Source organism: Stenotrophomonas sp. SAU14A_NAIMI4_5, assembly GCF_003086795.1.
Lineage (GTDB): Bacteria > Pseudomonadota > Gammaproteobacteria > Xanthomonadales > Xanthomonadaceae > Stenotrophomonas.
This window is the reverse complement of record NZ_CP026003.1, coordinates 2,944,930-2,969,646: the sequence shown is the minus strand read 5'-3', so window position 1 is coordinate 2,969,646 and position 24,717 is coordinate 2,944,930. Positions and strand designations below refer to the sequence as shown.

At 68.6% G+C, this 24,717-nt stretch carries 22 protein-coding genes; 13 read left to right on the top strand and 9 right to left on the bottom strand.

The features are described 5' to 3' along the window. Window positions 1–8: 8 nt before the first annotated feature. From C1925_RS13855 to C1925_RS13840, 4 genes are all read left to right on the top strand, one after another. Window positions 9–1,568: an N-acetylmuramoyl-L-alanine amidase gene (locus C1925_RS13855; protein ID WP_108769396.1), complete on the top strand. Its 1,560-nt coding sequence runs from the start codon at window positions 9–11 to the stop codon at window positions 1,566–1,568. Between the two features lie 134 nt (window positions 1,569–1,702). Beyond that, window positions 1,703–3,607, top strand: coding sequence for a DNA mismatch repair endonuclease MutL (gene mutL, locus C1925_RS13850; protein WP_108769395.1), 1,905 nt, complete (start codon window positions 1,703–1,705; stop codon window positions 3,605–3,607). Window positions 3,608–3,633: 26 nt separating this feature from the next. After that, a complete protein-coding gene (locus tag C1925_RS13845) occupies window positions 3,634–4,563 on the top strand; it encodes a DUF1684 domain-containing protein (RefSeq protein WP_108769394.1) in 930 nt (309 codons plus the stop codon). 2 nt (window positions 4,564–4,565) lie between these two features. Then, window positions 4,566–5,510: a TraB/GumN family protein gene (locus tag C1925_RS13840; RefSeq protein WP_108769393.1), complete on the top strand. Its 945-nt coding sequence runs from the start codon at window positions 4,566–4,568 to the stop codon at window positions 5,508–5,510. A 171-nt stretch (window positions 5,511–5,681) separates the two neighbouring features. On the opposite strand, the gene phaR is transcribed toward C1925_RS13840, so the two are convergent. The 3 genes from phaR to gluQRS form a co-directional block, all read right to left on the bottom strand. Continuing rightward, the gene (gene phaR, locus C1925_RS13835; protein WP_108769392.1) at window positions 5,682–6,215 is read right to left on the bottom strand and encodes a polyhydroxyalkanoate synthesis repressor PhaR; all 534 of its coding nucleotides are present in this window, start codon (window positions 6,213–6,215) and stop codon (window positions 5,682–5,684) included. 181 nt (window positions 6,216–6,396) lie between these two features. Further along, entirely contained in the window at window positions 6,397–7,137 is a 741-nt protein-coding gene (locus C1925_RS13830) for a beta-ketoacyl-ACP reductase (RefSeq protein WP_108769391.1), read from the bottom strand. A 17-nt stretch (window positions 7,138–7,154) separates the two neighbouring features. Then, window positions 7,155–8,090, bottom strand: coding sequence for a tRNA glutamyl-Q(34) synthetase GluQRS (gene gluQRS, locus C1925_RS13825; protein WP_108769390.1), 936 nt, complete (start codon window positions 8,088–8,090; stop codon window positions 7,155–7,157). Window positions 8,091–8,183: 93 nt separating this feature from the next. On the opposite strand from gluQRS, the gene htpX reads away from it, so the two are divergent. Next, the gene (gene htpX / locus C1925_RS13820; protein WP_108769389.1) at window positions 8,184–9,050 is read left to right on the top strand and encodes a protease HtpX; all 867 of its coding nucleotides are present in this window, start codon (window positions 8,184–8,186) and stop codon (window positions 9,048–9,050) included. A 133-nt stretch (window positions 9,051–9,183) separates the two neighbouring features. On the opposite strand, the gene C1925_RS13815 is transcribed toward htpX, so the two are convergent. Beyond that, window positions 9,184–10,011 (bottom strand): inositol monophosphatase family protein, encoded by an 828-nt coding sequence (locus tag C1925_RS13815; protein ID WP_079222538.1) that lies wholly within the window; start codon window positions 10,009–10,011, stop codon window positions 9,184–9,186. 120 nt (window positions 10,012–10,131) lie between these two features. Here C1925_RS13815 and C1925_RS13810 point away from each other — a divergent pair, with 120 nt between their 5' ends. Next, entirely contained in the window at window positions 10,132–10,905 is a 774-nt protein-coding gene (locus C1925_RS13810; protein ID WP_108770719.1) for an RNA methyltransferase, read from the top strand. A gap of 283 nt (window positions 10,906–11,188) precedes the next feature. Continuing rightward, on the top strand, window positions 11,189–13,315 hold the full coding sequence (locus tag C1925_RS13805) for a bifunctional diguanylate cyclase/phosphodiesterase (protein WP_108769388.1): 2,127 nt from the start codon (window positions 11,189–11,191) through the stop codon (window positions 13,313–13,315). Window positions 13,316–13,479: 164 nt separating this feature from the next. Here the strand turns inward: C1925_RS13805 and epmB are convergent, their stop codons facing one another. Continuing rightward, complete coding sequence (epmB, locus tag C1925_RS13800; protein ID WP_174213511.1) at window positions 13,480–14,496, bottom strand: EF-P beta-lysylation protein EpmB; 1,017 nt, start codon at window positions 14,494–14,496, stop codon at window positions 13,480–13,482. A 122-nt stretch (window positions 14,497–14,618) separates the two neighbouring features. Here epmB and efp point away from each other — a divergent pair, with 122 nt between their 5' ends. The 5 genes from efp to C1925_RS13775 all read left to right on the top strand — a co-directional run bounded on the left by efp (window position 14,619) and on the right by C1925_RS13775 (window position 18,885). After that, on the top strand, window positions 14,619–15,185 hold the full coding sequence (gene efp / locus C1925_RS13795; protein ID WP_108765696.1) for an elongation factor P: 567 nt from the start codon (window positions 14,619–14,621) through the stop codon (window positions 15,183–15,185). Window positions 15,186–15,391: 206 nt separating this feature from the next. Further along, window positions 15,392–16,735, top strand: coding sequence for a TRZ/ATZ family hydrolase (locus C1925_RS13790; protein ID WP_108747050.1), 1,344 nt, complete (start codon window positions 15,392–15,394; stop codon window positions 16,733–16,735). A gap of 25 nt (window positions 16,736–16,760) precedes the next feature. Beyond that, entirely contained in the window at window positions 16,761–17,477 is a 717-nt protein-coding gene (ubiG, locus tag C1925_RS13785; RefSeq protein ID WP_108769386.1) for a bifunctional 2-polyprenyl-6-hydroxyphenol methylase/3-demethylubiquinol 3-O-methyltransferase UbiG, read from the top strand. Beyond that, complete coding sequence (locus tag C1925_RS13780; RefSeq protein ID WP_108769385.1) at window positions 17,474–18,169, top strand: phosphoglycolate phosphatase; 696 nt, start codon at window positions 17,474–17,476, stop codon at window positions 18,167–18,169. Before ubiG ends, C1925_RS13780 begins: the two co-directional genes overlap by 4 nt. Window positions 18,170–18,180: 11 nt before the next feature. Next, window positions 18,181–18,885: a phytoene/squalene synthase family protein gene (locus tag C1925_RS13775; RefSeq protein ID WP_108769384.1), complete on the top strand. Its 705-nt coding sequence runs from the start codon at window positions 18,181–18,183 to the stop codon at window positions 18,883–18,885. 87 nt (window positions 18,886–18,972) lie between these two features. Here the strand turns inward: C1925_RS13775 and C1925_RS13770 are convergent, their stop codons facing one another. The 4 genes from C1925_RS13770 to yidD all read right to left on the bottom strand — a co-directional run bounded on the left by C1925_RS13770 (window position 18,973) and on the right by yidD (window position 23,037). Next, entirely contained in the window at window positions 18,973–20,487 is a 1,515-nt protein-coding gene (locus C1925_RS13770) for a gliding motility protein (RefSeq protein ID WP_108769383.1), read from the bottom strand. Window positions 20,488–20,586: 99 nt separating this feature from the next. Next, complete coding sequence (locus C1925_RS13765) at window positions 20,587–21,435, bottom strand: M23 family metallopeptidase (RefSeq protein ID WP_174213510.1); 849 nt, start codon at window positions 21,433–21,435, stop codon at window positions 20,587–20,589. Beyond that, a complete protein-coding gene (locus C1925_RS13760; RefSeq protein ID WP_108769382.1) occupies window positions 21,435–22,781 on the bottom strand; it encodes a dihydroorotase in 1,347 nt (448 codons plus the stop codon). Before C1925_RS13760 ends, C1925_RS13765 begins: the two co-directional genes overlap by 1 nt. A gap of 1 nt (window position 22,782) precedes the next feature. Next, entirely contained in the window at window positions 22,783–23,037 is a 255-nt protein-coding gene (yidD, locus tag C1925_RS13755) for a membrane protein insertion efficiency factor YidD (RefSeq protein WP_108747043.1), read from the bottom strand. 271 nt (window positions 23,038–23,308) lie between these two features. Between yidD and dksA the strand changes: the two genes are divergently transcribed. Beyond that, a complete protein-coding gene (gene dksA, locus C1925_RS13750; RefSeq protein ID WP_108769381.1) occupies window positions 23,309–24,550 on the top strand; it encodes an RNA polymerase-binding protein DksA in 1,242 nt (413 codons plus the stop codon). Window positions 24,551–24,717: the final 167 nt, after the last annotated feature.

Sequence of the window (24,717 nt, the reverse complement as noted above, 5' to 3'; positions counted from 1 at the left end):
TCCTGACCATGCGCCTGGGGAACCGTCTCATCGCCATCTGTGCCGCCGTCGGACTAGGTCTGACGAGCGTCTGCGCGTGGGCCGGTGAGGTCCGCCAGGTCCAGCTGAATACCGGCGCGACCGGTACCCGCGCCGAGATCTCCCTGGTGGGCAGCGGCGGTTACAAGACCCTGTCGCTGTCCTCGCCGAACCGCCTGGTGATCGATTTCCCCGATTCCAGCGCCGTGCACAACCTGAAGATGCCGGCCGCGCAGGGCGTGGTCACCGCCGTCCGCACAGGGCAGCCGGTGCCGGGCACGTTCCGTGTCGTTTTCGACCTTACTGCGTCGGTGTCGCCGTTCCGCCCGCAGATGCAGCGTGAGGGCAATGAATCCAAGCTGGTGATCGAGTGGCCGGGCGATGGCCCGGCAACGGCCGCCCGCCCGGCCGCGCCTGCGGCCACCGCAGCGGTCACCCCGTCCGCCGCCGATGCGGCCGCTGCGCAGAACGCGCAGTCGCGGGGTGATGCCGCGCGCGCCACCGCGCTGCTGACCGCCCAGGTGCAGCAGCAGGCCAGCGCCAGTGCCGCCGCTCCGGTTGCGCCGGCGCCGGCGCCGACCACCACCCCCGCCCAGGTGGCCGCTGCTGGCATCAGTGCCAGCAGCACGCCGCCGCCGTCCTCGCCGGCCGCGATCCTCGCCGGCCAGCCGACCCGTGCCGTGGTGGCCGCCGCACCGGCGCCTGCACCCGCGCCTGCCGCGGCACCCGCCGAAGCGCCGCGACCGGCCATGCCCAGCGATGCCTCGCGCATCCGCATGCAGCCGGGCATGCGCCACCTGGTGGTGGCCATCGATCCGGGCCATGGCGGCCAGGATCCGGGCGCCATCGGCCCGACCGGCAAACGCGAAAAGGACGTCACCCTGGCCGTGGCGCGCGAACTGGCCCGCCAGGTCAACGCGACACCGGGCCTGAAGGCCTACCTGACCCGCGACAGCGACGTGTTCATCCCGCTGCCGATGCGTGCGCAGAAGGCGCGCGCGAACAAGGCCGACATCTTCATCTCGATCCACGCCGACGCCGCCGAGAACCGTTCGGCCACCGGTTCGTCGGTGTACGTGCTGTCCACCAAGGGCGCCTCCTCGCAGCGCGCGCGCTGGCTGGCCGACAAGGAAAACGCGGCCGACCTGGTCGGTGGCGTGCGCCTGCAGCAGACCGAGGGCACCCTGGCCAACGTGCTGCTGGACCTGGCCCAGAGCGGTTACATGAAGGCGTCCGAAGACGCGGCCGGCCACGTGCTGGGCGGCCTGAAGCGGATCGGCAACAACCACAAGCCGAACCTCGAGCGCGCCAACTTCGCGGTGCTGCGAACCTCGGACATGCCGGCGATGCTGGTGGAAACCGCCTTCATCTCCAACCCGGACGAAGAACGCCGCCTGACCGACCCGGCCTACCAGCGCAAGGTCGCCGGTGCGGTGCTCGATGGCGTGCATACCTTCTTCAGCCGGCAGCCGCCGCCGGGCACGCTGTACGCAGCCCGCGCCCAGGCCGAGATCGACGCCGCCGCCACCATGGCCGGCGGCAGCAAGTAGAGTCGACCGTTGGTCGACTGCGTGCCTTGCACGCGGTTCATGTTTTCGGCAACCGCGTAGTCGACCAACGGTCGACTCTACCGCGCGCAGCGCGCCATGGCCGCCGAGGCCCGCGGCTCCGTTATCATCCCTGCATGACGTCTGCTCCCCATCCGCGCCCGATCCGGCCGTTGCCGGAAATCCTGATCAACCAGATCGCCGCGGGCGAAGTGGTCGAACGTCCTGCGTCGGTGGTCAAGGAACTGGTCGAGAACGCCATCGATGCCGGCGCCAGCCGCGTCGACATCGACCTGGAAGAGGGCGGTGTGCGGCTCATCCGCATCCGCGACAACGGCAGTGGCATCGCGCCCGAGCAGCTGCCGCTGGCGGTCTCGCGGCATGCCACCAGCAAGATCGCCGATCTCGACGACCTCGAATCGGTGGCGACCCTCGGCTTCCGCGGCGAAGCGCTGCCGTCCATCGCCTCGGTCAGCCGCTTCACCCTGGCCTCGCGCCGCGCGCATGACGAGCACGGTTCGGCGCTGCAGATCGAAGGCGGCAAGATCGGCGAAGTGACCCCGCGCGCGCATGCGCCGGGCACCACCGTGGAAGTGCGCGAGCTGTTCTACAACGTACCGGCGCGCCGCAAGTTCCTGCGCGCCGAGCGCACGGAAATGGGCCACATCGAAGAATGGCTGCGCTCGCTGGCGCTGGCTCGCCCGGATGTCGAACTGCGCGTGTCGCACAACGGCAAGGCCTCGCGCCGCTACAAGCCCGGTGACCTGTATTCCGATGTGCGCCTGGCCGAGACCCTCGGCGAGGACTTCGCCAACCAGGCCGTGCGTGTGGACCACACCGGTGCCGGCCTGCGCCTGCATGGCTGGATCGCGCAGCCGCATTATTCACGGGCCAGCGCCGACCAGCAGTACCTGTACGTCAACGGCCGCTCGGTGCGCGACCGCAGTGTCGCCCATGCGGTGAAGATGGCCTACGGCGATGTGCTGTACCACGGTCGCCAGCCGGCCTACGTGCTGTTCCTGGAACTGGACCCGACCCGGGTCGATGTCAACGTGCACCCGGCCAAGCATGAAGTGCGCTTCCGCGATTCGCGCCTGGTCCACGACTTCGTCTACCGCACGTTGAAGGACGCGCTGGCCGATACCCGCGCCGGTGTGACCGCGCAGGAGATCGGTGCCGGTGCGGTCCATCCTGCGGACATGGGCGGCGCACCGATGCCGTCCAGCGCCGGTGCGTCGGGCTTCGGCCTGGTGCGCGGTGCCGCGCCCGGTTCGGGCGGTGGTGGTGGCGGCGGCTTCTCCGGCTGGCGCCCGCAGCAGCCGCTGGGCCTGCAGGTGGCCGATGCGCCCGCGGCCTATGCCGCGCTGTACGCCGCACCCGGTGCAGGCGAACGCAGCGGTGCGCTGCCGCCGATGCCGAGCGAGAACGGCCTGCCGGTGACCAGTGCCGATGCCGGCGTGCCGCCGCTGGGCTACGCCATTGCCCAGCTGCACGGCATCTACATCCTGGCCGAGAACGCCGAAGGCCTGATCGTGGTGGACATGCATGCCGCCCACGAGCGCATCGGCTACGAACGCCTGAAGAACGCCCACGATGGCATCGGCCTGCAGTCGCAGCCGTTGTTGGTGCCGATCACCCTGGCGGTGGGCGAGCGCGAGGCCGACACCGCCGAGACGGAAGCGGAAACGCTGGCCGCGCTCGGTTTCGAAGTCACCCGCGCCAGCCCGGGCGCGCTGCATGTGCGCAGCATTCCCGCGCTGCTGGCCAACGCCGAGCCGGAAGGCCTGCTGCGCGACGTGCTGACCGACCTGCGCGAGCATGGCCAGAGCCGGCGCATCGCCAGTGCGCGCGACGAACTGCTGTCGACCATGGCCTGCCACGGCGCGGTGCGCGCCAACCGGCGCCTGACCGTGCCGGAAATGAACGCGCTGCTGCGCGACATGGAAATCACCGAGCGCTCCGGCCAGTGCAACCACGGCCGGCCGACCTGGGCACGTTTTTCGCTGGCGGAAATCGACCGCTGGTTCCTGCGCGGCCGTTGAGGCCCGCAACGTTGAGGGGAGCATCCATGCGTCATCGGGGAGTGGGCGGCCTGCTGGTCGCCGTGTTGCTGGCCGCCTGCAGCCCGGCACCGGCGCCGGTGCCTGTGGTGAAGGAGGATCCGGCATTCGCGGCGGGGCAGCAGCAGTGGCGCGTGCAGCGCTATGAGGACCTGACCCGGCCCGATGGCTGGACCGCGCTGGTCGGCCTGCACTGGCTGCAGTACAAGTCGCACTTCATCGGCAGCGGCGCCAGCAGTGGCATCCGCCTGGCGGTGGGCCCGGACAAGCTGGGCCTGCTGCGGCGCGAGGGCGACCAGTGGTGGTTCAGCCCCGAAGCCGGGGTGGATGTCAGCCTGGACGGGCAGCCGGTGCGTGGCCGCGTGCGCATGAACACCGACAAGGATCCGGCGCCCACCGTGCTCAGCTTCGATGGCGGCAAGGGCCAGCTGAGCATCATTCGTCGCGGCCCGCGCGATGCGCTGCGGGTCAAGCATGCCGACGCGGATGCGCGCCGCGATTTCGCCGGCATCCAGTACTGGCCTGGCGGTCCCGACTGGCAGGTGCAGGCGCATTTCATCGCCCATCCCGCAGGCAAGACCCTGCCGATCGTGGACATCACCGGCCTGACCACCGAAATGCCGAATGCCGGCGCGGTGGAGTTCGAGCGCGACGGCCGCAGTTGGCGCATGGAAGCGATCGGCGCGCCCGGCGAGCCCCTGTTCCTGGTCTTCGCCGACCGCACCAGTGGCCACGGCAGCTATCCGGCCGGGCGCTACCTGGACATCGATGCACCGGCCGCCGATGGCAGCGTGCGCATCGATTTCAACCACGCCTACAACCCACCCTGTGCCTTCACCCCGTACGCGACCTGCCCGCTGGCGCCCCCGGAAAACCGGTTGGACCTGCGCGTGGACGCCGGCGAGAAGGCGTACCACCTGCCTGAAGGAGAAGGCTGATCATGTCGATCAGATCACTGATGCGCGGCGCCGTGCTGCTGCTGGCTTGCGCGGTCGCCCCCCTGGCCGCTGCGCGTGGCGCGCCGGCCGAAGCGCCTGCGGCCAAGCCGCCGGTGCCGCTGCTGTGGAAGGTGACCGGCCCAGGCGATGCGCGTGTCTACCTGCTGGGTTCGTTCCACCTGCTGAAGCCCACCGATTACCCGTTGTCGGCCGATGTCGAGCAGGCCTTCACCGCGTCCAAGCGGGTGCTGTTCGAAGTGTCGCCGGAGGAAATGGAATCGACCCAGGCCGCCACCCAGATGGTGCAGACCGCGATCCGCCGCGATGGCAGTGAACTGAAGCGCGACCTGGATGACGCCACCTGGCAGAAGCTGCAGGCCTACGCCACGCAGAACAAGCTGCCGCTGGCGCAGCTGCAGGGCATGAAGAGCTGGTTCGTCGCGCTCAACATCACCATCGGCCAGATGCAGAAGATGGGCCTGGATGCGAACCTCGGCCTGGACCGTCATTTCATGGCCGAGGCGAAGAAGGCGGGCAAGCAGACCGGCGGGCTGGAGGACATGCAGAGCCAGATCAACCTGCTGGACGGCATGAGCCTGCAGGAGCAGCGACAGATGATGGCTGAGGCGCTGGACCAGGCCGACAAGGGCGATGAGCAGTCGCTGATGCTGCACGAGGCCTGGCGCCGCGGCGATGACCGCGTGCTGTGGAACAAGATGGCCGTGGAGATGCGCCAGCAGTATCCGCAGCTCTACCAGCGCATCAACACCGCGCGCAACGATGCGTGGGTGCCGAAGCTGCTGCCGTACCTGCAGGACGGGCAGGGCGGCACCCTGGTGGTCGTGGGTGGCCTGCACCTGCTGGGCAGCGATGGCGTGGTGGAGAAGCTGAAGGCCAAGGGCTACAAGGTCGAACGCGTCTGCACGGGCTGCAAGCTGAAGCGTTGAGGGTAGTAGAGTCGACCGTTGGTCGACTGATTTTCGGTCGGATGGCGGAAATGCCCGCGCTTCGCGCATAAGTCGACCAACGGTCGACTCTACCCGCTGGGATGCCGCCCTCCAGAACAGAAACGGCGCGCCAGAGGGCGCGCCGTTTTCGTGTCAGGCGGGGCAGTCGCCTCAGCGCCGGGTCTTGCCACCGGTGCCGGTGCTGGTGCCCGGCTCGCTCGGCTTGTTGCCGGTGCCGGTGCCCGTACCGCCGGGGCGCGGGCCGCCGAAGCCGGTGCCCATGTTGCGCTGGAATTCCTGCCACAGCTCCAGGTTGCGCTCGGTCAGCTGGTTCATCATCGCCCACGGGGTCTGGCCCAGCAGGTTGCCCATCTGCTGGCGGAACTGCTGCTGCTGGTCGAGGAAGACCTGCATGCTGCGCTCCAGGTAGTTGCCCATGAAGCCCTGCAGCGAATCGCCGTAGAAGCGGATCAGCTGGCTCAGCAGCTGGGTGGACAGCATCGGTTCGCCGTCCTGCTCCTGGTCGGCGATGATCTGCAGCAGGACCGAACGGGTCAGGTCGTCGCCGCTCTTGGCGTCGCGGACCTCGAAGTCTTCACCGTCCAGGATCAGCTGGCGCACATCCTCTATGGTGATGTAGCTGGAAATTTCGGTGTCGTAGAGACGGCGGTTCGGATACTTCTTGATGATGCGGGTCGCAGCCATGAAGCGGTCACTCGTCACAGTAGATGTGCAGCATGGCGCAGTGCACAAGCCTTGGCAACCGCCCCAGCCCCCGCCAGGCTTGGGTTTCACGGCCGATCATGTTGCGCAGCAAGGGTTTGCGTGCTGCGCAGCATGACCAACGGCAGGGGGCCTTGCGTGCCCGCTGCCGCTGCCTGCGGCCTTACCAGCCCATGTGGTGGCCGCCGTTGATGTCCAGGTTGCTGCCGGTGATCCAGGCGGCCTCGTCGGCGACCAGGAAGGACACGCCGTAGGCGATCTCCTCCGGCTTGCCCAGGCGCCCGGTGGGGATGTCGGCGATGATCTTGGCGCGCACTTCCTCCGGCACGGCCATCACCATGTCGGTGGCGACGTAGCCCGGCGAAATGGTGTTGACCGTGATGCCGAAGCCGGCGTTCTCGCGGGCCAGCGAAATGGTGAAGCCGTGCATGCCGGCCTTGGCGGCGGCGTAGTTGGCCTGGCCGTACTGGCCCTTCAGGCCGTTGATCGAGCTGATCTGGATGACCCGGCCCCAGCCGCGGCGGCGCATGCCTTCGATGACCGGGCGGGTGACATTGAACACCGAATTGAGGTTGGTGTTGATCACGTCGTGCCACTGGTCCGCACGCATGCGGTGGAAGGTGGTGTCGCGGGTGATGCCGGCGTTGTTGACCAGGATCTCGACCGGGCCCAGCTCGGCTTCCACCGCGCGGATCAGCGCTTCGGCGCTTTCCGGGTCGGACACATCGCCGGGGAAGATCGACACGTGGTAGCCGCGTTCGGTCATGGCCTGCTGCCAGGCGCGGGCCTTGGCCTCGTCGCGGTAATTGGTGGCGACCCGGTGGCCCTGGTCGGCCAGGCGTTGGCAGATGGCGGTACCGATGCCGCCGGTTCCGCCGGTGACCAGTGCGACGCGAGAAGTCATGGAATGCTGTCCGGGTTTCAGGTGGGGGAAAGGGGATTCTGCAACATCGGCGCGGAAAGTGCGCCGGCTGGCGGCAGGCCCGCTCCGATCAGGATGTCGGATCGTGGCAGGCGCGCCGGGTCGAAGGCCTGGCGAGCGGCGGCCAGCAATGCGGGCAACGCGTCGATGCCATCCAGCGCGGTGGGTGCCTGGCCCAGCAGCTGCCACAGCTGGCGCAGCACCGGCACCGGCCGGCTGCTGTCCACCGGCAGGGCGGCGAGGGACTTGGACAGCTTGTGGCCCGGCGCATCCAGCAGCAATGGCAGGTGCCAGTAGCGCGGAACCGGCAGCCCCAGCGCCTGCTGCAGCAGGATCTGCCGCGCGGTGGAATCGAGCAGGTCGGCGCCGCGGACCACTTCGGTCACGCCCTGCGCGGCATCGTCCACCACCACGGCCAGCTGGTAGGCCCAGCAGCCATCGGCGCGGCGCAGCACGAAATCACCGACCTCGGCATGCACGTCCTGGGTCTGCAGGCCGCGCAGGCCGTCCTCGAACTGCACCACGCTGCCCGCGGGAACGCGGAAGCGGACGGCAGGGTCCGGTCGCGGCTGTCGCGCCACGCAGCGATGGTGGATGCCTCCGCTGGCGGCCACTTCGCTGCGGCTGCAGTGGCAGACGAAGGCCCGGTCGCTGGCCAGCAGCACGTCCAGCGCGGCCTGGTAGGCCTCGCCGCGCGCGCTCTGCCAGAGCACCTCGCCGTCGTGGTCCAGGCCGAATGCGGCGAGCGCCTGCAATTGTGACTGCGCCGCGCCGGCGACCGTGCGCGGTGGGTCGACATCCTCGATGCGCAGCCGCCACAGGCCACCGTGATGGCGCGCAAGCAGCCAGCTGCCGAAGGCGGCGAGCAGGGAACCGGCGTGCAGCAGGCCGGTGGGCGAGGGCGCGAAGCGGCCGCAGGGAATGGGCGAAGTCATGCTGGCTGAATCGTCGGTCAGGTTGGCGCTTGAATTCAAGCTGACTGCACCGCAAATTGGCAGATATCGACCCCTTCCGAGCCGGAATTTCCCATGTTTACCCGCATTGCCCTCTTCCTGGCCACCAACCTTGCGGTGCTGATCCTTGCCGGCATCGTGATGTCCATCCTGGGCGTGGACTCCCGTTCGATGAGCGGCCTGCTGGTCATGGCTGGCATCTTCGGCTTTGGTGGTTCCTTCATCTCGCTGCTGCTGTCCAAGTGGATGGCCAAGCGTTCCACCGGTGCGGTGGTCATCACCGATCCGCGCAACCCAACCGAGCGCTGGCTGCTGGCCACCGTAGAGCGCCAGGCCAAGGCGGCCGGCATCGGCATGCCGGAAGTGGCCGTGTATGACGGCCCGGAGATCAACGCCTTCGCCACCGGTGCCAACCGCAACAACGCGCTGGTGGCGGTGTCCACCGGCCTGCTGCACAACATGAGCGAGGACGAGGCCGAAGCAGTGCTGGGCCACGAGATCGCCCACGTCGCCAACGGTGACATGATCACCATGGCGCTGCTGCAGGGCGTGCTGAACACCTTCGTGATCGTGCTGGCCCGCGTGGTCGGCGGCATCATCGACAGCGCGCTGTCGGGCAACCGCGAAGGCGGCGGCCGTGGCTTCGCCTACTTCATCATCGTGTTCGTGCTGGAGATGGTGTTCGGCCTGTTCGCGACGATGATCTCGATGTGGTTCTCGCGCCATCGCGAGTTCCGTGCCGACGCCGGTGGTGCCTCGCTGGCCGGTCGCCAGAAGATGATCGCCGCGCTGGAGCGCCTGCAGCTCAACCACGGCCAGAGCACCCTGCCGACCCAGATCGCGGCCTTCGGCATTGCTGGTTCGACGGCGAAGAAGCTGTTCATGAGCCACCCGCCGCTGGAAGAGCGCATCGCCGCGCTGCGCGCTTCGACCGCCGCCTAAGCGACGGGTTTCAACCCGGAAACACGAACGCCCGGCCATGTGCCGGGCGTTTTCGTTTGCGGCGCCGTGCGCGGCACAAACAGAAACGGCACCCTCGCAGGTGCCGTTTCAGTGAGCCGCGTTACCGGGACGCTTAGAACTTCGCGTCGAACTCGGCGGCGTAGCCGGTGTTCACCAGCACCTTCTGCAGCGACTCGGCCACCTTCAGGTTGCCGGCCACGACCTGCTGGGTGTCCGGGCCACGGTTGTCCATGCGGGCCAGGGTCGCGCCCTTGAAGTCGCAGACCTTGCCGCCAGCTTCGCGGACCAGCAGCACGCCGGCCGCGATGTCCCAGGCCTTCACGCCTGCTTCGAAGTAGGCGTCGGCGCGGCCGCAGGCCACGTAGGCCAGGTCCAGCGCGGCCGAACCGCTGCGGCGGATGTCCTCGGCCTGCACCAGCAGGGCGTCGACCGCCTTCAGCTGGGCGCTGGCGCGGGCACGCTCGCGCGGGGCGAAACCGGTGTGGATCATGGTGCCGCCCAGGTCCTTGCGGTCGGCCACGCGGATGCGGCGGTCGTTGAGCACGGCACCGGCGCCACGGCTGGCGGTGAACAGTTCATTGCGCAGCGGATCGAAGATGACCGCGTCGGTCGGCTCGCCGTTTTCCACCAGGGCGATCGACACGCAGTAGTGCGGCACGCCGCGCAGGTAGTTGCTGGTGCCGTCCAGCGGGTCGATGACCCACATGTTGCGGTGGCCACCCTGCACGCCGCCTTCTTCGCCGAACACGCCGTACTCGGGGTAAGCGCGCTTGAGTTCCTTGACGATCACCTTTTCGGCGTCGGCATCGACTTCGCTGGCGTAGTCCATCCGGCCCTTCTGCACTACATTGAGCGCCTCGAGCTTGTTGATGTTGCGCAACAGGACGTTGCCGGCGAGGCGGGCGGCCTTGACCATGACGGTGACGGCGGGTTTCTGCATGGCGTGGGCTCCCGGAAAGGCAGAAGAGGTAGGGCTGGCGGGGGAAAAGAGCGGGTCCGGCGCAGTGGCCGGCCGCACAGTTTACCATTGGTCTTCGTCCAGCTCGACATTTCCCTGTTCATGTCCCAGTTTCCTGCCGCCACCCGCCTCCGATTCGTCCTGGTCGGTACCCAGCACCCCGGCAACATGGGCGCCGCCGCCCGCGCCCTGAAGACGATGGGCCTGGCCCGCATGGTCCTGGTCGCCCCCGAAAAGCCGCTGGACGAGGAGGCCTTCCGCCGCTCGGCCGGTGCCGAGGACGTGCTCGGTGACGCGCCGGTGGTGGCCACCCTGGCCGAAGCCGTGGCCGACTGCACTCTGGTGCTGGGCTGCACCGCGCGTGCGCGCCGGGTCCAGCTGGAGGAATACCTGCCATCCGACGCGGCTGCCCGCGCGGTGGCCAAGGCCGGCGAGGGCGCCGAGGTGGCCCTGGTGTTCGGTCGCGAGCGCACCGGCCTGACCAACGAAGAGCTCCAGCTCTGCCACGCGGCGGTGCATATCCCGTCCGACCCGGCGTTCAGCTCGCTCAACCTTGCCGCCGCCGTGCAGGTGCTGGCCTATGAAACGCGCATGCAGCTGCTGGGCGCGCAGCCGGCAGCCGAGGTCGAGCCGGCGGACGCCCGCGAGCCGGTGGCCAGCCACGAGCAGATGGAGAGCTTCTTCGCCCAGCTCGGCGACACCTTGGACGAGATCGATTTCCACAAGGGCCGCGCGCCCGAGTCGGCGATGCGCAAGCTGCGCCGCCTGTTCCTGCGTGGTGAGCCGACCGAACAGGAAGTGCGCCTGCTGCGCGGCATCCTGGCCGATACCCAGCGCATGGCGCGGCTGGCCCGGGAAAACGGCACAGAAGGCTGACGACGGTCTCATTTTTTCGGGTAGTCTGTCTGGATACCTTGGGGGATGAGCTTGTGTCGGCTTCATGTAAGGCAACGCAGTGGGGATTGCTGAGCCTGGTTCCATGGCGGACTGTCCGCGCGGCCACGGCCGTGACGAGCGCGCTGCGGGCGTGGTATCGGATCGACAAGGTCACAGAATCTACGAAGGGCCGGGCGCTGCTGCAGCGTCCGGCAGCCGCGCGTGCGTGGTGCAGTGGATGGGAGTGGGCAGTGCAGTCGGGACCCGTACGGATGGAAGTGGCATGAAGTGGCTCGGCTCGGGAATGCAGGCCCGTTTCCTGCTCGCGATGGGCGGGGCGATGCTGGTGGTGGTGGCGATCCTGGCGGTGATGCTGGGCCGCCAGGCGACGATGCAGAGCGAGGTGAAGAGCCTCAGCGGTGGCGTCATCCACGAATTGTTCGACCGCAGCGTGCGCAGCCGCGGCGAGGCGTTGGCGCGCGAGCTGTCCGATTCGCTGGCCAACCCGCTCTATTACAACGACCTGGGCCAGGTGGGCGTGCTGGTGCGCTCGACCTCAAGGCAGCAGGTGGTGCGCTATGTGCTGGTGTTCGACAGCAAGGGCCGGCTGGTGCATGACGGCTCGGTCGGCGTGCCCGGCTTCGGCAAGCCGATGACCGATCCGTTGGCCAAGGCAGCCACCGCCGCGCAGGGCCTGCTGGTGCAGCAGTCGGCCAGCGTGCTCGACAACACCATGCCGATCATGGTCGGCAAGCAGCGTATCGGCGGTGTCCGCGTCGGCATGGCGCTGGACGAGGTCAGGGAGCGCGAGCTGGCCGCCAATGCCACCCTCGGCGAGCGCCTGCAGCAGGTCGGCAGCCGCCACCTGGGCTGGCTGCTGCTGATGCTGGCCCTGCTGGTGGTGATCGGGGTGACGGTCATCCTCTATGTGCAGCGCACCCTGGTGACGCCGATCCGTGACCTGGCCGCTGCCGCGCGCCGCATCGAATCCGGTGACTACCAGGCGCCGCTGCGGGAAAACACCCGCGATGACGAGGTCGGTGAACTGGTGCGCGGCTTTGCGCGCATGCGTGATGCGATCGCCCGCCACGACCGCGAAGTGCGGCACATGGCCTACACCGATGCACTGACCGGGCTGACCAACCGCCTGGCGTTCCGCGAGGCGCTGGATCACCGGATGATGGCCGCGCGCGCGTCCAAGCACCGGCTGGGCCTGCTGTTTGCCGATATCGATGACTTCAAGCGGGTCAACGACACGATGGGCCACGAGGCCGGCGACGAGGCCCTGCTGCAGTTCGCCCAGCGCATCGGCCATGCCGTGGCCGAGGCTGGCGGCGACGATGCGCTGCTGGCGCGGTTCGGTGGCGATGAATTCGTCATTCTTGTCGGCGACGGCGATGTGGCCACCAATGCCCGCCTGCTGGCCGAAGTGCTGGTGCGCGAGCTGGGCAAGCCGCTGGTGGTGCAGGGCAGGGAGCTGTTCCTGGGCACCTCGATCGGCGTGACGCTGTACCCGGACGACGCCGCCGACGCCACCACGCTGCTGAAGAACGGCGACATCGCCATGTACCAGGCGAAGATGGCCGGCAAGAACTGCTACCGCTACTACAGCCGGGCGATGGACCACGCGGTCGAGCGTCGCGTGCACATGGAACAGGAGCTGCGCGGCGCCTGGGAGCGCGGCGAGCTGCGACTGGCCTACCAGCCGATCTTCCGCATGCGCGACCGCCGCCTGGTGGGCGTGGAAGTGCTGCTGCGCTGGCAGCACCCGACCCTGGGCACGATTCCGCCGTCGGTGTTCATCGAAGTGGCCGAGCAGAGTGGCCTGATCGAGGTGATCGGCCCGAAGGTGCTGCGTGCGGCCTGCATGGAAGCCTCGCAGTGGCCGCGTGGCGCGGCCGGCGACGAGCTGTTCGTGTCGGTGAACGTGTCACCGCGCCAGCTGCGAGGCGGCGAACTGCCGGCGCTGGTGGCGCAGTGCCTGCACGAATCCGGGCTGCCGTCCTCGCGCCTGCACCTGGAGCTGACCGAAACCGCGGTGATCGGCGACGAGATGCTGGCCGCGCAGCTGCTGGACAAGCTGCACCGCACCGGCGTGAAGGTCTGGCTGGACGACTTCGGCACCGGCTTCTCCGGCCTGAGCCACCTGCGCCAGGTGCCGGTGGACGGCGTCAAGATCGACAAGAGCTTCGTGGCCGACATGCAGCGCGACCCGGACGATCTGGCCCTGACCACGGCGATCATCGCCATGGCCCATGCGCTGGGGATTACCGTGGTGGCCGAGGGCATCGAGCAGGAAGCGCAGTACGAACTGCTGGCACAGCGCGGCTGCGACCTGGGCCAGGGCTACTGGCTGAGCCACCCGGTCACCGCCACCGAAGTGGTGCGGATGATCGATTCGGGCCTGTAAGGGACGACGTGGGGTAGTAGAGCCACGCCATGCGTGGCTGCTTCTGCCTGGACCCCCATCCACGCATGGCGTGGATCTACTGGCTGAGCCACTCGGGGTTGTAACGGATGTCCTGGGGTCAGATCCCTTTTTCTGCGAGAAGGGATCTGACCCCGGTCGTGCGATTACACCGGGCGCTTGCTGGGGTCGCCGGGCAGTTCGCGCACCAGCTTGGGAATCAGGTAACCGGACAGGCGGGCGGTCAGGCCGGCGATCAGGGCCTTGGCCCGGGTGTCGTCCACTTCAAAGTGGGCCACGCCCTCGACCTTGTCCAGCTGGTGCAGGTAGTAGGGCAGCACGCCGGCGGCGAAGCTGCGCTCGCTCAGGTCCTGCAGTGCCTGCACGCTGTCATTGACCCCGCGCAGCAGTACGGCCTGGTTCAGCAGCTGCGCGCCGAGGCCGCGCAGGCGTGCCATCGCCGCATCCACGCTGGCATCGAACTCATTGGCATGGTTGGCGTGCACCACGATGGCCAGCGGCCACGGCAGGCTGCCCAGCCAGGCCAGCAGTTCCTCGTCCACGCGCTCGGGCAGCACGATCGGCAGGCGGGTGTGGATGCGCAGGCGGCGGATGTGCGGAATCTGGCGCAGGGCGTCGGTCAGCTCGACCAGCTTGTGCGTGGCCAGCGACAGCGGATCGCCGCCGGACAGGATCACCTCGTCGATGTCCGGGTCGGCCGCGATGGCCGCCACGGCCTCCTGCCAGCCGCCCTTGGCGGCGTTTTCCGCGCCATAGTCGAAGTGGCGGCGGAAGCAGTAGCGGCAGTTGATCGCGCAGCTGCCGGTGGCCACCAGCAGGGCACGGCCGCGGTACTTCTGGATGACCCCGGTGGCCTTCTTGGCCGCGCCATCCCCCACCGCGTCGAAGCTGAACCCGGGTGCGGGGCGCATTTCCTCGTCGATGGGCAGCACCTGGCGCAGCAGGGGGTCGGCCGCATCGCCGGGGCGCATGCGGGCCACGAAGCCTTCCGGCACGCGCAGGGCGAACTGGGCCATGGCCGCCTCCGAGACGCCCAGTGCCGCCGGGTCCAGCTGCAGCCGCGCCAGCAGGGCGTGCGGGTCGCGCAGTGCCTGGCGCCAGAGCTGCTGCCAGCGCGTGGGCGCGCCTGGCGACTGGGGCCGGGGGAAGGCGGAAAGCTGCATGGAGAGGGGGCCTGCGGTTATCATGGGGGCAGAAAAACTGTTGCCCACCGGCTTCCGGTGGGCTTTCCATTCTATCCGGCTCGCCGCACCCGCGGCGGTTTTGCCATTTGAGGAGCTTGAGCATGGCCACTGTGGGCATGAATGACGTCAAGAACGGGATGAAGATCCTGGTCAACAACGAACCGGCAGTCATCACCGACACCGAGTACGTCAAGCCGGGCAAGGGCCAGGCCTTCACCCGCGTGAAGTACCGCTTCATCCGTTCGGGCCGCGTGGTCGAACTGACCATGAAGGCGACCGACGACCTGGAAGTGGCCGACGTCGTCGACACCGACATGAACTACATGTACAGCGATGGCGAGTACTGGCACTTCATGGACCCGGAATCCTTCGAGCAGGTCCAGGCCGACAAGGCGGGCATGGGCGGCGCCGAAAAGTGGCTGAAGGGCGAAGAAGCCTGCATCGTCACCCTGTTCAACGGCGCGCCGATCTTCGTGCAGCCGCCGAACTTCGTCGAACTGAAGATCACCGAGACCGATCCGGGCGTCCGTGGCGACACCTCGGGCGGTGGCGGCAAGCCGGCCACCCTGGAAACCGGTGCCGTGGTCCGCGTGCCGCTGTTCGTCAACCAGGATGAAATCATCAAGGTTGATACCCGTTCGGGTGAGTACTCCTCGCGCGTGAAGTAATCCGGCGCAGCCGGATTACGGTAGTGCCGGCCGCTGGCCGGCAACCCCGGCGCCGGATTACCTGTAGAGCCGAGCCATGCTCGGTTTTCCGGGCACCGCCCGGAACCCGTTGCCGGCGCCGATGGTGCCGCAACGGACAGCCGCCGGGCATGGCCCGGCGCTACCGCCTCCCGCCAGGCCCTTCTTCAATAGCCAAGTGAGCCCGCATGAGCGATAGCCCGCACCTCCCCGAAGCCTGCGACCTGCTCATCGAAGCCGGTTACGTCGTTCCGATCGAGCCGCATGCGGTGGTGCTGGAAGACCATGCCGTCGCCGTGCGTGGCAGCGAAATCGTCGCCATCCTGCCGCGTGCCGAGGCCCGCGCGCGCTTCCGCGCGACCCAGGTGGTCAGCCGCCCCGACGCGGCGCTGATGCCCGGCCTGGTCAACGCGCACACGCACAACCCGATGACCCTGCTGCGCGGCGTCGCTGACGACCTACCGCTGATGACCTGGCTGCAGCAGCACATCTGGCCGGTGGAAGCGGCGGTGATCGGGCCGGAATTCGTGGCCGACGGCACCACCCTGGCCATCGCCGAGATGCTGCGCGGCGGCACCACCTGCGCCAACGAGAACTACTTCTTCGGCGACGTGCAGGCCGCGGTCTACAAGAAGCACGGTTTCCGCGCGCTGGTCGGCGCGGTCATCATCGATTTCCCCACCGCCTGGGCCAAGACCGACGACGAGTACTTCGCCAAGGCCGGTGAACTGCATGACCAGTGGCGCACCGATCCGCTGATCGGCACCGCGTTCGCGCCGCATGCGCCGTACACGGTCAACGACGCCAATTTCGAGCGGGTGCGGATGCTGTCCGACCAGCTCGACATGCAGGTGCACCTGCACACCCACGAGACCGCCCAGGAAATCAACGATTCGATCAAGCTGCACGGCCAGCGCCCGCTGGCGCGGCTGGATCGCCTCGGCCTGGTCAACGACCGCCTGATCGCGGTGCACATGACCCAGCTGACCGACGCCGAAATCCACCTGTGCGCCGAGCGTGGCGTCAGCGTGGTGCACTGCCCGGAATCGAACCTGAAGCTGGCCTCCGGTTTCTGCCCGGCCTGCGCCCTGCAGCGCGCCGGCGTCAACCTGGCCATCGGTACCGATGGCTGCGCCAGCAACAACGACCTGGACATGTTCAGCGAGAACCGCACCGCGGCCATCCTGGCCAAGGCCGTGGCCGACGATGCGACCGCGCTGGACGCGGCCACCACGCTGCGTGCCTCGACCCTGGGCGGCGCCCGCGCGCTGGGCTTCGGCGAGCGCATCGGCTCGATCGAAGTCGGCAAGCAGGCCGACCTGGTCTGTGTCGACCTGTCCGCGCTGGAAACCCAGCCGCTGCACAACGTGCTGTCGCAGCTGGTGTATGCCACCGGCCGCCAGCAGGTCAGCGACGTCTGGATTGCCGGCAAGCCGAAGCTGGTCCAGCGCGAGCTGGTCGGCATGGACCTGCCGGGCATCATCGCCAACGCGCGCCAGTGGCGCGAGCGCATCCGTCATATCCGCGCCTGAACCCCGGCGCTGCAAGGACTTCCCCATGACTGCCCCCCACGCTTCCTCCAATTTCGATCAGGCCGAGCTGGACAAGTTCGCCGCGCTGGCCAACCGCTGGTGGGACGCCGACGGTCCGCAGAAGCCGCTGCACGCCCTGAACCCGGTGCGCCTGCAGTACGTGGCCGACCGCGTGACGCTGCGCGGTGCGCGCGTGCTCGACATCGGCTGCGGTGGCGGCCTGCTGAGCGAGGCGCTGGCCCAAAGCGGTGCCGACGTCACTGCCATTGACCTTGCCCCTGAGCTGGTCAAGGTCGCGCGCCTGCATGCGCTGGAAAGCGGCGCCAAGGTCGACTACCGGGTGCAGGCCGCCGAGGACCTGGCCGCCGAACAGCCGGGCAGCTTCGACGTGGTCACCTGCATGGAAATGCTCGAGCACGTGCCCGATCCGGGCGCGATCATCGAGGCCTGCAAGCGCCTGCTGAAGCCCGGTGGCCACCTGTTCCTGTCGACCATCAACCGCACCGCGGCTGCGTTCGCAGTGGCGATCGTCGGCGCCGAGTACGTGGCACGGCTGCTGCCCAAGGGCACCCACCACTACCAGGAATTCATCAAGCCGGCCGAGCTGGCGCGCTGGCTGCGCGGGGCCGACGTGCAGCTGGTGGATGTGAGCGGCATGGCCTACGAGCCGTGGCGCAACCACGCCCGCCTGAGCAGCCGCACCGACATCAACTACCTGGCCTACGCGGTCAAGCCTGCATGACCACGGCCGGCTTCCCGCGGGCGGTGCTGTTCGACCTGGACGGCACCCTGCTGGACAGTGCGCCGGATTTCGTCGCCACCTGCGATGCGATGCTGGCCGCGCGCGGCCGTGCGCCGATCGATCCGGCGCTGCTGCGCCCGGTGGTGTCCAAGGGCTCGCGTGCGATGTTGACCGCCGCCTTCCCGGATCTGGACGCGGCCGAGCGCGACGCGCTGATTCCAGAGTTCCTGCAGCGCTATGAAGCGCTGATCGGCCAGCACGCGGTGCTGTTCGACGGCGTGGCCGGCATGCTCGCCGCGCTGGATGCCGCAGGCACCGTGTGGGGCATCGTCACCAACAAGCCGGAATACCTGGCGCGCCTGATCCTGCCGCAGCAGGGCTGGCAGCAGCGCTGCGCGGTGCTGGTGGGCGGTGACAGCCTGGCCGAGCGCAAGCCGCATCCGCTGCCGTTGCTGCACGCCGCGCAGGCCATTGGCGTTGCCGCCGAAGACTGCGTGTACGTCGGCGACGACGAGCGCGACATCATCGCTGCACGCGCGGCGGCCATGCCGTCGGTGGCGGCGCTGTGGGGCTACCGCCTGCACAGCGACGATCCGCTGGCTTGGCAGGCCGACGTACTGGTGGAAAACGCCGAACTTCTGCAACTGGCCAGTCTCTGGCCGACCCGGCCGGCAGCCCCGGCCCAGCCGTAAGGAATGACGTAGTGAGCAGTACCGCGCTGGACAGTTTCCTCGACAAGTGGCGCAGCCGTTGGCCGGAATGGTCGGTGGCCGCCCCGTTCGTGGCCGAATCGCAACGCGAGCTCGCGGTGGCGTGGTTCGCGCTGCTGCAGGAATTCGACGACATGCTCAACACCAGCGGCGACCCGATGCCGGCCGACGCCAAGCTGGCGTGGTGGGGCGAGGAGCTGCGCAGCTGGGCCGGGCAGCGCTCGCGCCATCCGCTGGGCCGCCTGCTGGAGCCAGTGCGTGCACCGTGGGCGCAGCTGGCCGAGACCCTGCCGGACCTGGTCGAGGCGCGCACCGTCGCACTCGATGCGGCCAGTGCCGAGCGCGCGCTGGCCAACTACGCCGAGGCGGTTGCCGCCGTGGAAGCGGTGCTGTTCAACGACACGCCGCGCAAGGGCGCCGGACGTGCCGTGCAGCTGCAGACCCTGGCCCAGCGCCTGCAGGATGCCGGCGTGGCCGGTGTGCCCCGCAGCCTGCTGGATGAGGACGCCAGCAACGCCACGCAGCGTTGGGCACAGCACCTGCTGAAGGGCTGGGCGACCCGCGTGCCGGGCCCGCGCGCGCGCCGCGTCTGGTCCAGCCTGGCCCGCGCCCGCGTGGCCGCGCAGGCCGCAGGCAAGCCGATTGAAGCGACCCCGGTGCGCACCCTGCTGCGCGTGTGGTGGGCCGCACGCGGTTGATGCCGCTGCCGCTGCGCTCGCCGGGCATGGCCCGGCGCTACCACGCGCGGTGATCGGGTAGCGCCGGGCCATGCCCGGCGGAGACCCTCAGAACGTCCGGACCTCGTTCATCGCCGCGCGCAGCACCTCGCGGTCGATCACGGCCGTTCCACTGCGCGTCTCCGCCGCATCGACGACGGCCAGCCACGCCGTGTAGATCTGCTCGCGTTCCTCGGTTTCGATGAAGCCGCTGCGGCGATCCAGCGCGTTGAAGCCTTCGGTGTAGGCACGCCCGACCTGCGCCAGCGCCACGGTCAATGTCGCCGCGTCGCGGATTTCCGCGGCAATTTTCAGCGCCTCTGAACAGGCCTTGCGATACAGCGTGGCTGCCTTTTTCGCCTGCGCGGTGCTGACCTGCGCACTGCCGTCCCAGTCGCGGAAGGGATTGTCGAGGTTGGCGGCCAGCCAATCCGGCGTGCGCAGCTGGCCCACATCCAGATCCAGACCCTTTGTCGCTTCGCTTTTGTAAGCCTTGCGGATGGTAGTGCCGAGTGCGGCCGGCAGGCTGTGAAGCCAAAGCCGGCACAGCCGCGGCCACTGGCCGGGTTCGGGAAACACTGCTTCGCCGGCCGGGAATACATCGCTGGCACTGAGCGTATGCAGCTGCCCCAGTTCACCCAGCCGTGGCAGGCCGTGCAGCACGGCAGGGGCGCCGGTAATGCTCAATGCCCGCAGCTGCGGAAAGCGTTCGGCGATGCGTCCGCCATCCAGTTCCCGCACGTCGCGCAGCTGCAGCTCGCCCAGCGCCGGCAGTCCAGCCCAGGCCAGCGTGGCATCGGTGCTGATGAGCGTCAGCCAGCGGCCGTCATCCTCGGCAGTGATGAGCAGGTCGGGCGCGAGCGTACCGTGCAGGGTCAGTTCGGACAGGCCATCGTTGAGATGCAGGTGGCGCAGGCCGCTGGCATCGATGTTGGCCTGGATCAGGCTGGTGCCGCGCAGGTCCAGCGTGGTGTCCTGCAGCTGGCTGATCTCCAGTGAGTGGATCAGCGGACGCGTGCGCAGCCACGGCAGCAGGCCGGGCACTGGTTCGCTGATGTCCAGTTTGGTGAGCAAGGGCAGGGCATCGAACAGCCTCAGCGAAGGCGCGAGGTTCATGGCCGCGGCATCCAGGCGGGTGGCGCAGCGGCGCACCGGATACTCGCCACGTTCCAGCAGCACGCTCCGATCTTCCTGTGCTGCGCTGGCGTGCTTGAAGGCCTCTACGGCAGTCGGATCCAATGCATCCCAGCGGCGTTGGTGTTCAACTTCCGCTCCGTCGGGCCAGCTCCCGTATATCTTCGGTGCGGCCTCGATCAGTGGCGCGCGCCAGCCCACGTGCACGAAATCGCGCGGCGGTCGTTTTCCCGCCCAGCGGTGGTGCAGCGCATCGTCCTGCTGCAGGTCGTTGAAGCGCGCCGGCTGCATGGCGGCGACGGTCGTCGGGTCGGGCAGGGCGGTGCCGGTCCAGTCCAGGGTGAGCACGGCGAGGCTGCCGTCGCGCGCATCCTGGTGGGTCAGCTGGTAGGCGACGAACGCCTGCAGGCGTTCGTTGTGGACGACGTAGATATCACCCGGGGCGGGCATGCAACGTTCCTTGTTTCCTTGTCCGCCGGGCATGGCCCGGCGCTACCACGCGCGGTGATCGGGTAGCGCCGGGCCATGCCCGGCGACGATGCGCGTGCGTTACTTGCGTTCCAGCACCAGCAACGGATCGATGCGGGTGTCGAACCAGTTCATGCCCCAGTGCAGGTGTGGACCGGTGGCACGACCGGTGGCGCCGACGGCGGCGATCACCTGGCCCTGGGTCACCCGGTCGCCGACCTTCACGTCGATGCGCGACAGGTGCAGGAAGTTCGAGCTGACGCCGTAACCGTGGTCGATCAGCAGGGTGCCGCCGGTCAGGTACAGGTCCGGGCCGGCGAAGGTCACCACGCCGGCGGCCGGTGCCTTCACCGGCGTGCCGGTGGGCACGGCGATGTCCATGCCGGAATGGCCGGCGCCGGGCTGGCCGTTGTACACGCGTGCATTGCCGAAGCGGCCGCTGATGCGGCCCTGCACCGGCCAGATGAAGGTCTGGGTGAAGTCAGTGCGGTCGTCATCGCGGGCGCGCGCGGCGGTCACCTGCGCCTGTTCGCGCTTGATCCGTTCGGCAATCGCCGGCGGCGGGTTGACCGTCTTCGGCGGCACGCCATTGACGCGCTCGGTCGGCCAGTCGCGCGGCGTAACGGTGATGGTGGCGGTTTCGCTGCCCCCATCGGGTCGCTGCACCTGTACCTGCAGCGGACCCTTTTCATCACGGCCGATGCCGAACACCACGCTGCCGTAGCCACTCACCCGCAGCTGGCGGCCGGCGTACTGCACGCGGCTACCGGCGGGCACCTTGCCGATCACCAGCGCGCCCTGCGACGCGCTGGCCGGGAACACCACGCGGCTGTCGATCAGGCTGCCGATGCCATCCTGCGCCTGGGCGGCCGGTGCGGTGAACAGGGGCACGGCCAGCAGCAGCGCCCCGAACAGAAGTGCCGGACGCATCAGCGGTCGTAGGTCATGCGCTGGCCGGCCGGTTCGCCCACCAGGTTGCTGCCGTCCCACACCCGCTGGCCGTTGACCCAGGTCGAGGCCACGCGCGAACGGAAGGTGGTGCCTTCGAACGGCGACCAGCCGCACTTGGACAGCACGTCCTCGCGCTTGACGGTGAACGGCACGTCCTCCACCAGCACCAGGTCGGCGAAGTAGCCTTCGCGCAGGAAGCCACGTTCTTCCACGTCGAACAGCTGCGCCGGGGCGTGGGCGAACTTCTGCACCACCTGCTCGCGGGTCAGCTTGCCTTCGTGCACGCGCTCCAGCGCGGCCACCAGTGCGTACTGCACCAGCGGCAGGCCGGACGGTGCCTGCGCGTACGGCTTCTGCTTCTCTTCCCAGGTGTGCGGCGCGTGGTCGGTGGCCAGCACGTCCAGCACGTCATCGGCCAGCGCGGCGGTGATCGCCTCGCGGTCGGCGACTTCCTTGATGGCCGGGTTGCACTTGATCAGGTTGCCCTTGGTCGCGTAATCCGGGCGCGCGAAGTGCAGGAAGTGCACGCAGGTTTCGGCGGTGATCTGCTTGCGGCTGCCGTCGGCGCGGATCAGCGGGCCCTTCTCGAACAGCGCCAGCTCGTCGGCGGTGGAGATGTGCAGCACGTGCAGACGGGTGCCGTGCTTGCGCGCCAGCGACATCGCCAGGCGGGTGGACTTGATGCAGGCCTCGCGCGAACGGATGTCCGGGTGCATGTCCGGGGTCAGCGCGTCACCGTACTTCTCCTGGAAGGCCTTGAGGTTGGCATCGATCATCGGCGTGTCTTCGCAGTGCGTGATGATCGGGGTCGGGCATTCGCGGAAGATCGCGTCCAGCGTCTCCGGGTTGTCCACCAGCATGTTGCCGGTGGAGGCGCCCATGAACACCTTCACGCCCGGTGCCTTCTTCGGGTCGAGCGCGCGGATCGCTTCCAGGTTGTCGTTGCTGGCGCCGTGGTAGAAGCCGTAGTTGGCCCAGGCGCGGCCGCGCGCGAGTTCGTACTTGGCTTCCAGGATGGTCGAATCCAGCGTCGGCGGGTTGGTGTTGGGCATGTCCATGAAGCTGGTCAGGCCACCGGCCACGGCCGCGGCCGATTCGCTGGCGATGTCACCCTTGTGGGTCAGGCCCGGTTCGCGGAAGTGCACCTGGTCATCGATCATGCCGGGCAGCAGCCAGCGACCGGCTGCGTCCACCACCTGTTCTCCGTCGCGCGGGGCCAGGCCACTGCCGATCTGCGCGATGCGGCCGTTCTCGATGCGCAGGTCGCCGTCGAAGGTGCGGCCTTCGTTGACCATGCGGGCATTGGTGATGAGGGTGGAGGACATGTCAGTGTTTTCCTGTGCAACGGCAAGAGGGGGCGTTGGGCGATTCGGGCACCGGGTCGAAGCCGCCGGGATGGAACGGGTGGCAGCGGCCGAGGCGGCGCGCGGCCAGCCAGCTGCCACGCAGCGGACCGTGCATCGAGATGGCGTCCATGGCGTATTCAGAACAGCTCGGCACGAAACGGCAGCGCGGCCCCAGCAGGGGGCTGATGAAGCGCTTGTAGAAGCGCAGCAGGGCAATGAGCAGGCGCGAGATCACCCAGTCATCTTATGCCAGTTGGCATGAAGCCCGCATTTGTGCAGGATGGGCCGTTGGTCGCATGTCGCCCATGGCCTGCGACCGGTACCGGCACCGTGGGGTGCCGGCCAGGTTCCGTACCGCGCAGGGCGGTCCATGTTCGTCGGACCGACACTCTGGGCCGCTGGCTCCAGGACTGAATGGAGCAGGCCCCCAAGGTTGCTGCTGCGGGTCGGGTAGGCTATAAAGGCCCGCTTTCCCGGGCCCCGGGGAATCCAAGGAAGAGCGTTTCGTGGCTGCTAAAAAAACTGCAAAGAAGGCCGTCGAGGCCGCCAAGAAAACCGCCAAGCCTGTTGTGAAGAAGTTGGCGGCCAAGCCTGTTGCCAAGAAGCCGGCCAGCAAGACGGCCGCCAAGGCAGCATCCTCGCAACCGGCGGCCAGGAAGGCCACCGCAACGAAATCGCCGGCCAAGGCCAGCAAGCCAGCGGCGAAGAAGGCCGCTGCGCCGGCCAAGGCCAAGCCCGCGGCAGCCAGCAAGAAGGCGCCGGTGGTGAAGAAGGCAGCCAGCAAGGCCGCACCGGCCAAGAAGGCCGTCGCCAAGCCGGCACCGAAGAAGGCTGTCGCCAAGCCCGCGCCGAAGCCGGTGGCCAAGAAGGCCGCGGCCAAGCCGGTCGCCAAGCCGGCGGCGAAGAAGGCTGCACCGGCTAAACCCGCCGCCACGCCTGCCGCTGTAAAGAAAGCCACCAAGAATGTCGCCAAGCCGGCTGCCAAGCCGGCCCCGGCCCCGGTAGTGAAAACCGCACCGAAGCCCGCCGCCAAGGCAGCTCCGGCCAAGTCTGTCCCGGCCAAGACCGCGGCAGTGGCAGCAGCCAAACCGGCCCCCAAGCCGGCCCCGGCCGCCACCCCTGCAGCATCGACCGCCCCGCAATCCAAGAATCCCGTGCCCGTTTCGAAATCGCCTGCCAAGACCGCCGTGAAAACCGCCGTGAAACCTGATCCCGCTCCGAAGACCGTGTCGCGCCCCGTGGGCAAGGTCGCCGTGGCTGTGGCCGCCCGTTCGGCGGCGCCGGCCCCGCGCAGCAAGTACAAGGTCGTCGAATACAAGACCGACGAGGCCACCGGCCGCCCGATCCTGCCGACCGGCTACAAGCCCGGCTCGGAAGAGGAGTACATGAGCCCGCTGCAGCAGGAATACTTCCGCCAGCGCCTGCAGAACTGGCGCGCCGATCTGGTGGAAGAATCCAAGCAGACCATCGAGAACCTGCGCGAGGAAGTGCGTGACATCGGCGACGAAGCCGAGCGCGCGACCCGCGAGACCGAGAACTCGCTGGAACTGCGTACCCGCGACCGTTACCGCAAGCTGATCGGCAAGATCGACAGCACCCTGAAGCGCCTGGAAGCCGGCGACTACGGTTACTGCGTCGACACCGGCGAAGAAATCGGCCTGGAGCGCCTCGAGGCGCGCCTGACCGCCGAGCGCACCATCGACGCCCAGGAGCGTTGGGAGCACCTGCAGAAGCAGCAGGGCGACTGATTCCAGAGCGTTGTCTGGTCATGCGAAAAACCCGGCCTCGGCCGGGTTTTTTGTTGGGTGATTGGTGGTGCGCGACCGTGGCTGGGGCGGGCGGCTGTGGCCGTTGACTTGGGTCCGCCTTGTAGCGAGCCGAGCACCGCAGGGGAATCAGGGGCGAAGAGGCGGCT

Coding starts and splice junctions, on each gene's coding strand:
- C1925_RS13855 (WP_108769396.1), top strand. CDS start 9: ATGCGCCTGGGGAACCGTCTCATCGCCATCTGTGCCGCCGTCGGACTA.
- mutL (WP_108769395.1), top strand. CDS start 1,703: ATGACGTCTGCTCCCCATCCGCGCCCGATCCGGCCGTTGCCGGAAATC.
- C1925_RS13845 (WP_108769394.1), top strand. CDS start 3,634: ATGCGTCATCGGGGAGTGGGCGGCCTGCTGGTCGCCGTGTTGCTGGCC.
- C1925_RS13840 (WP_108769393.1), top strand. CDS start 4,566: ATGTCGATCAGATCACTGATGCGCGGCGCCGTGCTGCTGCTGGCTTGC.
- phaR (WP_108769392.1), bottom strand. CDS start 6,215: ATGGCTGCGACCCGCATCATCAAGAAGTATCCGAACCGCCGTCTCTAC.
- C1925_RS13830 (WP_108769391.1), bottom strand. CDS start 7,137: ATGACTTCTCGCGTCGCACTGGTCACCGGCGGAACCGGCGGCATCGGT.
- gluQRS (WP_108769390.1), bottom strand. CDS start 8,090: ATGACTTCGCCCATTCCCTGCGGCCGCTTCGCGCCCTCGCCCACCGGC.
- htpX (WP_108769389.1), top strand. CDS start 8,184: ATGTTTACCCGCATTGCCCTCTTCCTGGCCACCAACCTTGCGGTGCTG.
- C1925_RS13815 (WP_079222538.1), bottom strand. CDS start 10,011: ATGCAGAAACCCGCCGTCACCGTCATGGTCAAGGCCGCCCGCCTCGCC.
- C1925_RS13810 (WP_108770719.1), top strand. CDS start 10,132: ATGTCCCAGTTTCCTGCCGCCACCCGCCTCCGATTCGTCCTGGTCGGT.
- C1925_RS13805 (WP_108769388.1), top strand. CDS start 11,189: ATGAAGTGGCTCGGCTCGGGAATGCAGGCCCGTTTCCTGCTCGCGATG.
- epmB (WP_174213511.1), bottom strand. CDS start 14,496: ATGCAGCTTTCCGCCTTCCCCCGGCCCCAGTCGCCAGGCGCGCCCACG.
- efp (WP_108765696.1), top strand. CDS start 14,619: ATGGCCACTGTGGGCATGAATGACGTCAAGAACGGGATGAAGATCCTG.
- C1925_RS13790 (WP_108747050.1), top strand. CDS start 15,392: ATGAGCGATAGCCCGCACCTCCCCGAAGCCTGCGACCTGCTCATCGAA.
- ubiG (WP_108769386.1), top strand. CDS start 16,761: ATGACTGCCCCCCACGCTTCCTCCAATTTCGATCAGGCCGAGCTGGAC.
- C1925_RS13780 (WP_108769385.1), top strand. CDS start 17,474: ATGACCACGGCCGGCTTCCCGCGGGCGGTGCTGTTCGACCTGGACGGC.
- C1925_RS13770 (WP_108769383.1), bottom strand. CDS start 20,487: ATGCCCGCCCCGGGTGATATCTACGTCGTCCACAACGAACGCCTGCAG.
- C1925_RS13765 (WP_174213510.1), bottom strand. CDS start 21,435: ATGCGTCCGGCACTTCTGTTCGGGGCGCTGCTGCTGGCCGTGCCCCTG.
- C1925_RS13760 (WP_108769382.1), bottom strand. CDS start 22,781: ATGTCCTCCACCCTCATCACCAATGCCCGCATGGTCAACGAAGGCCGC.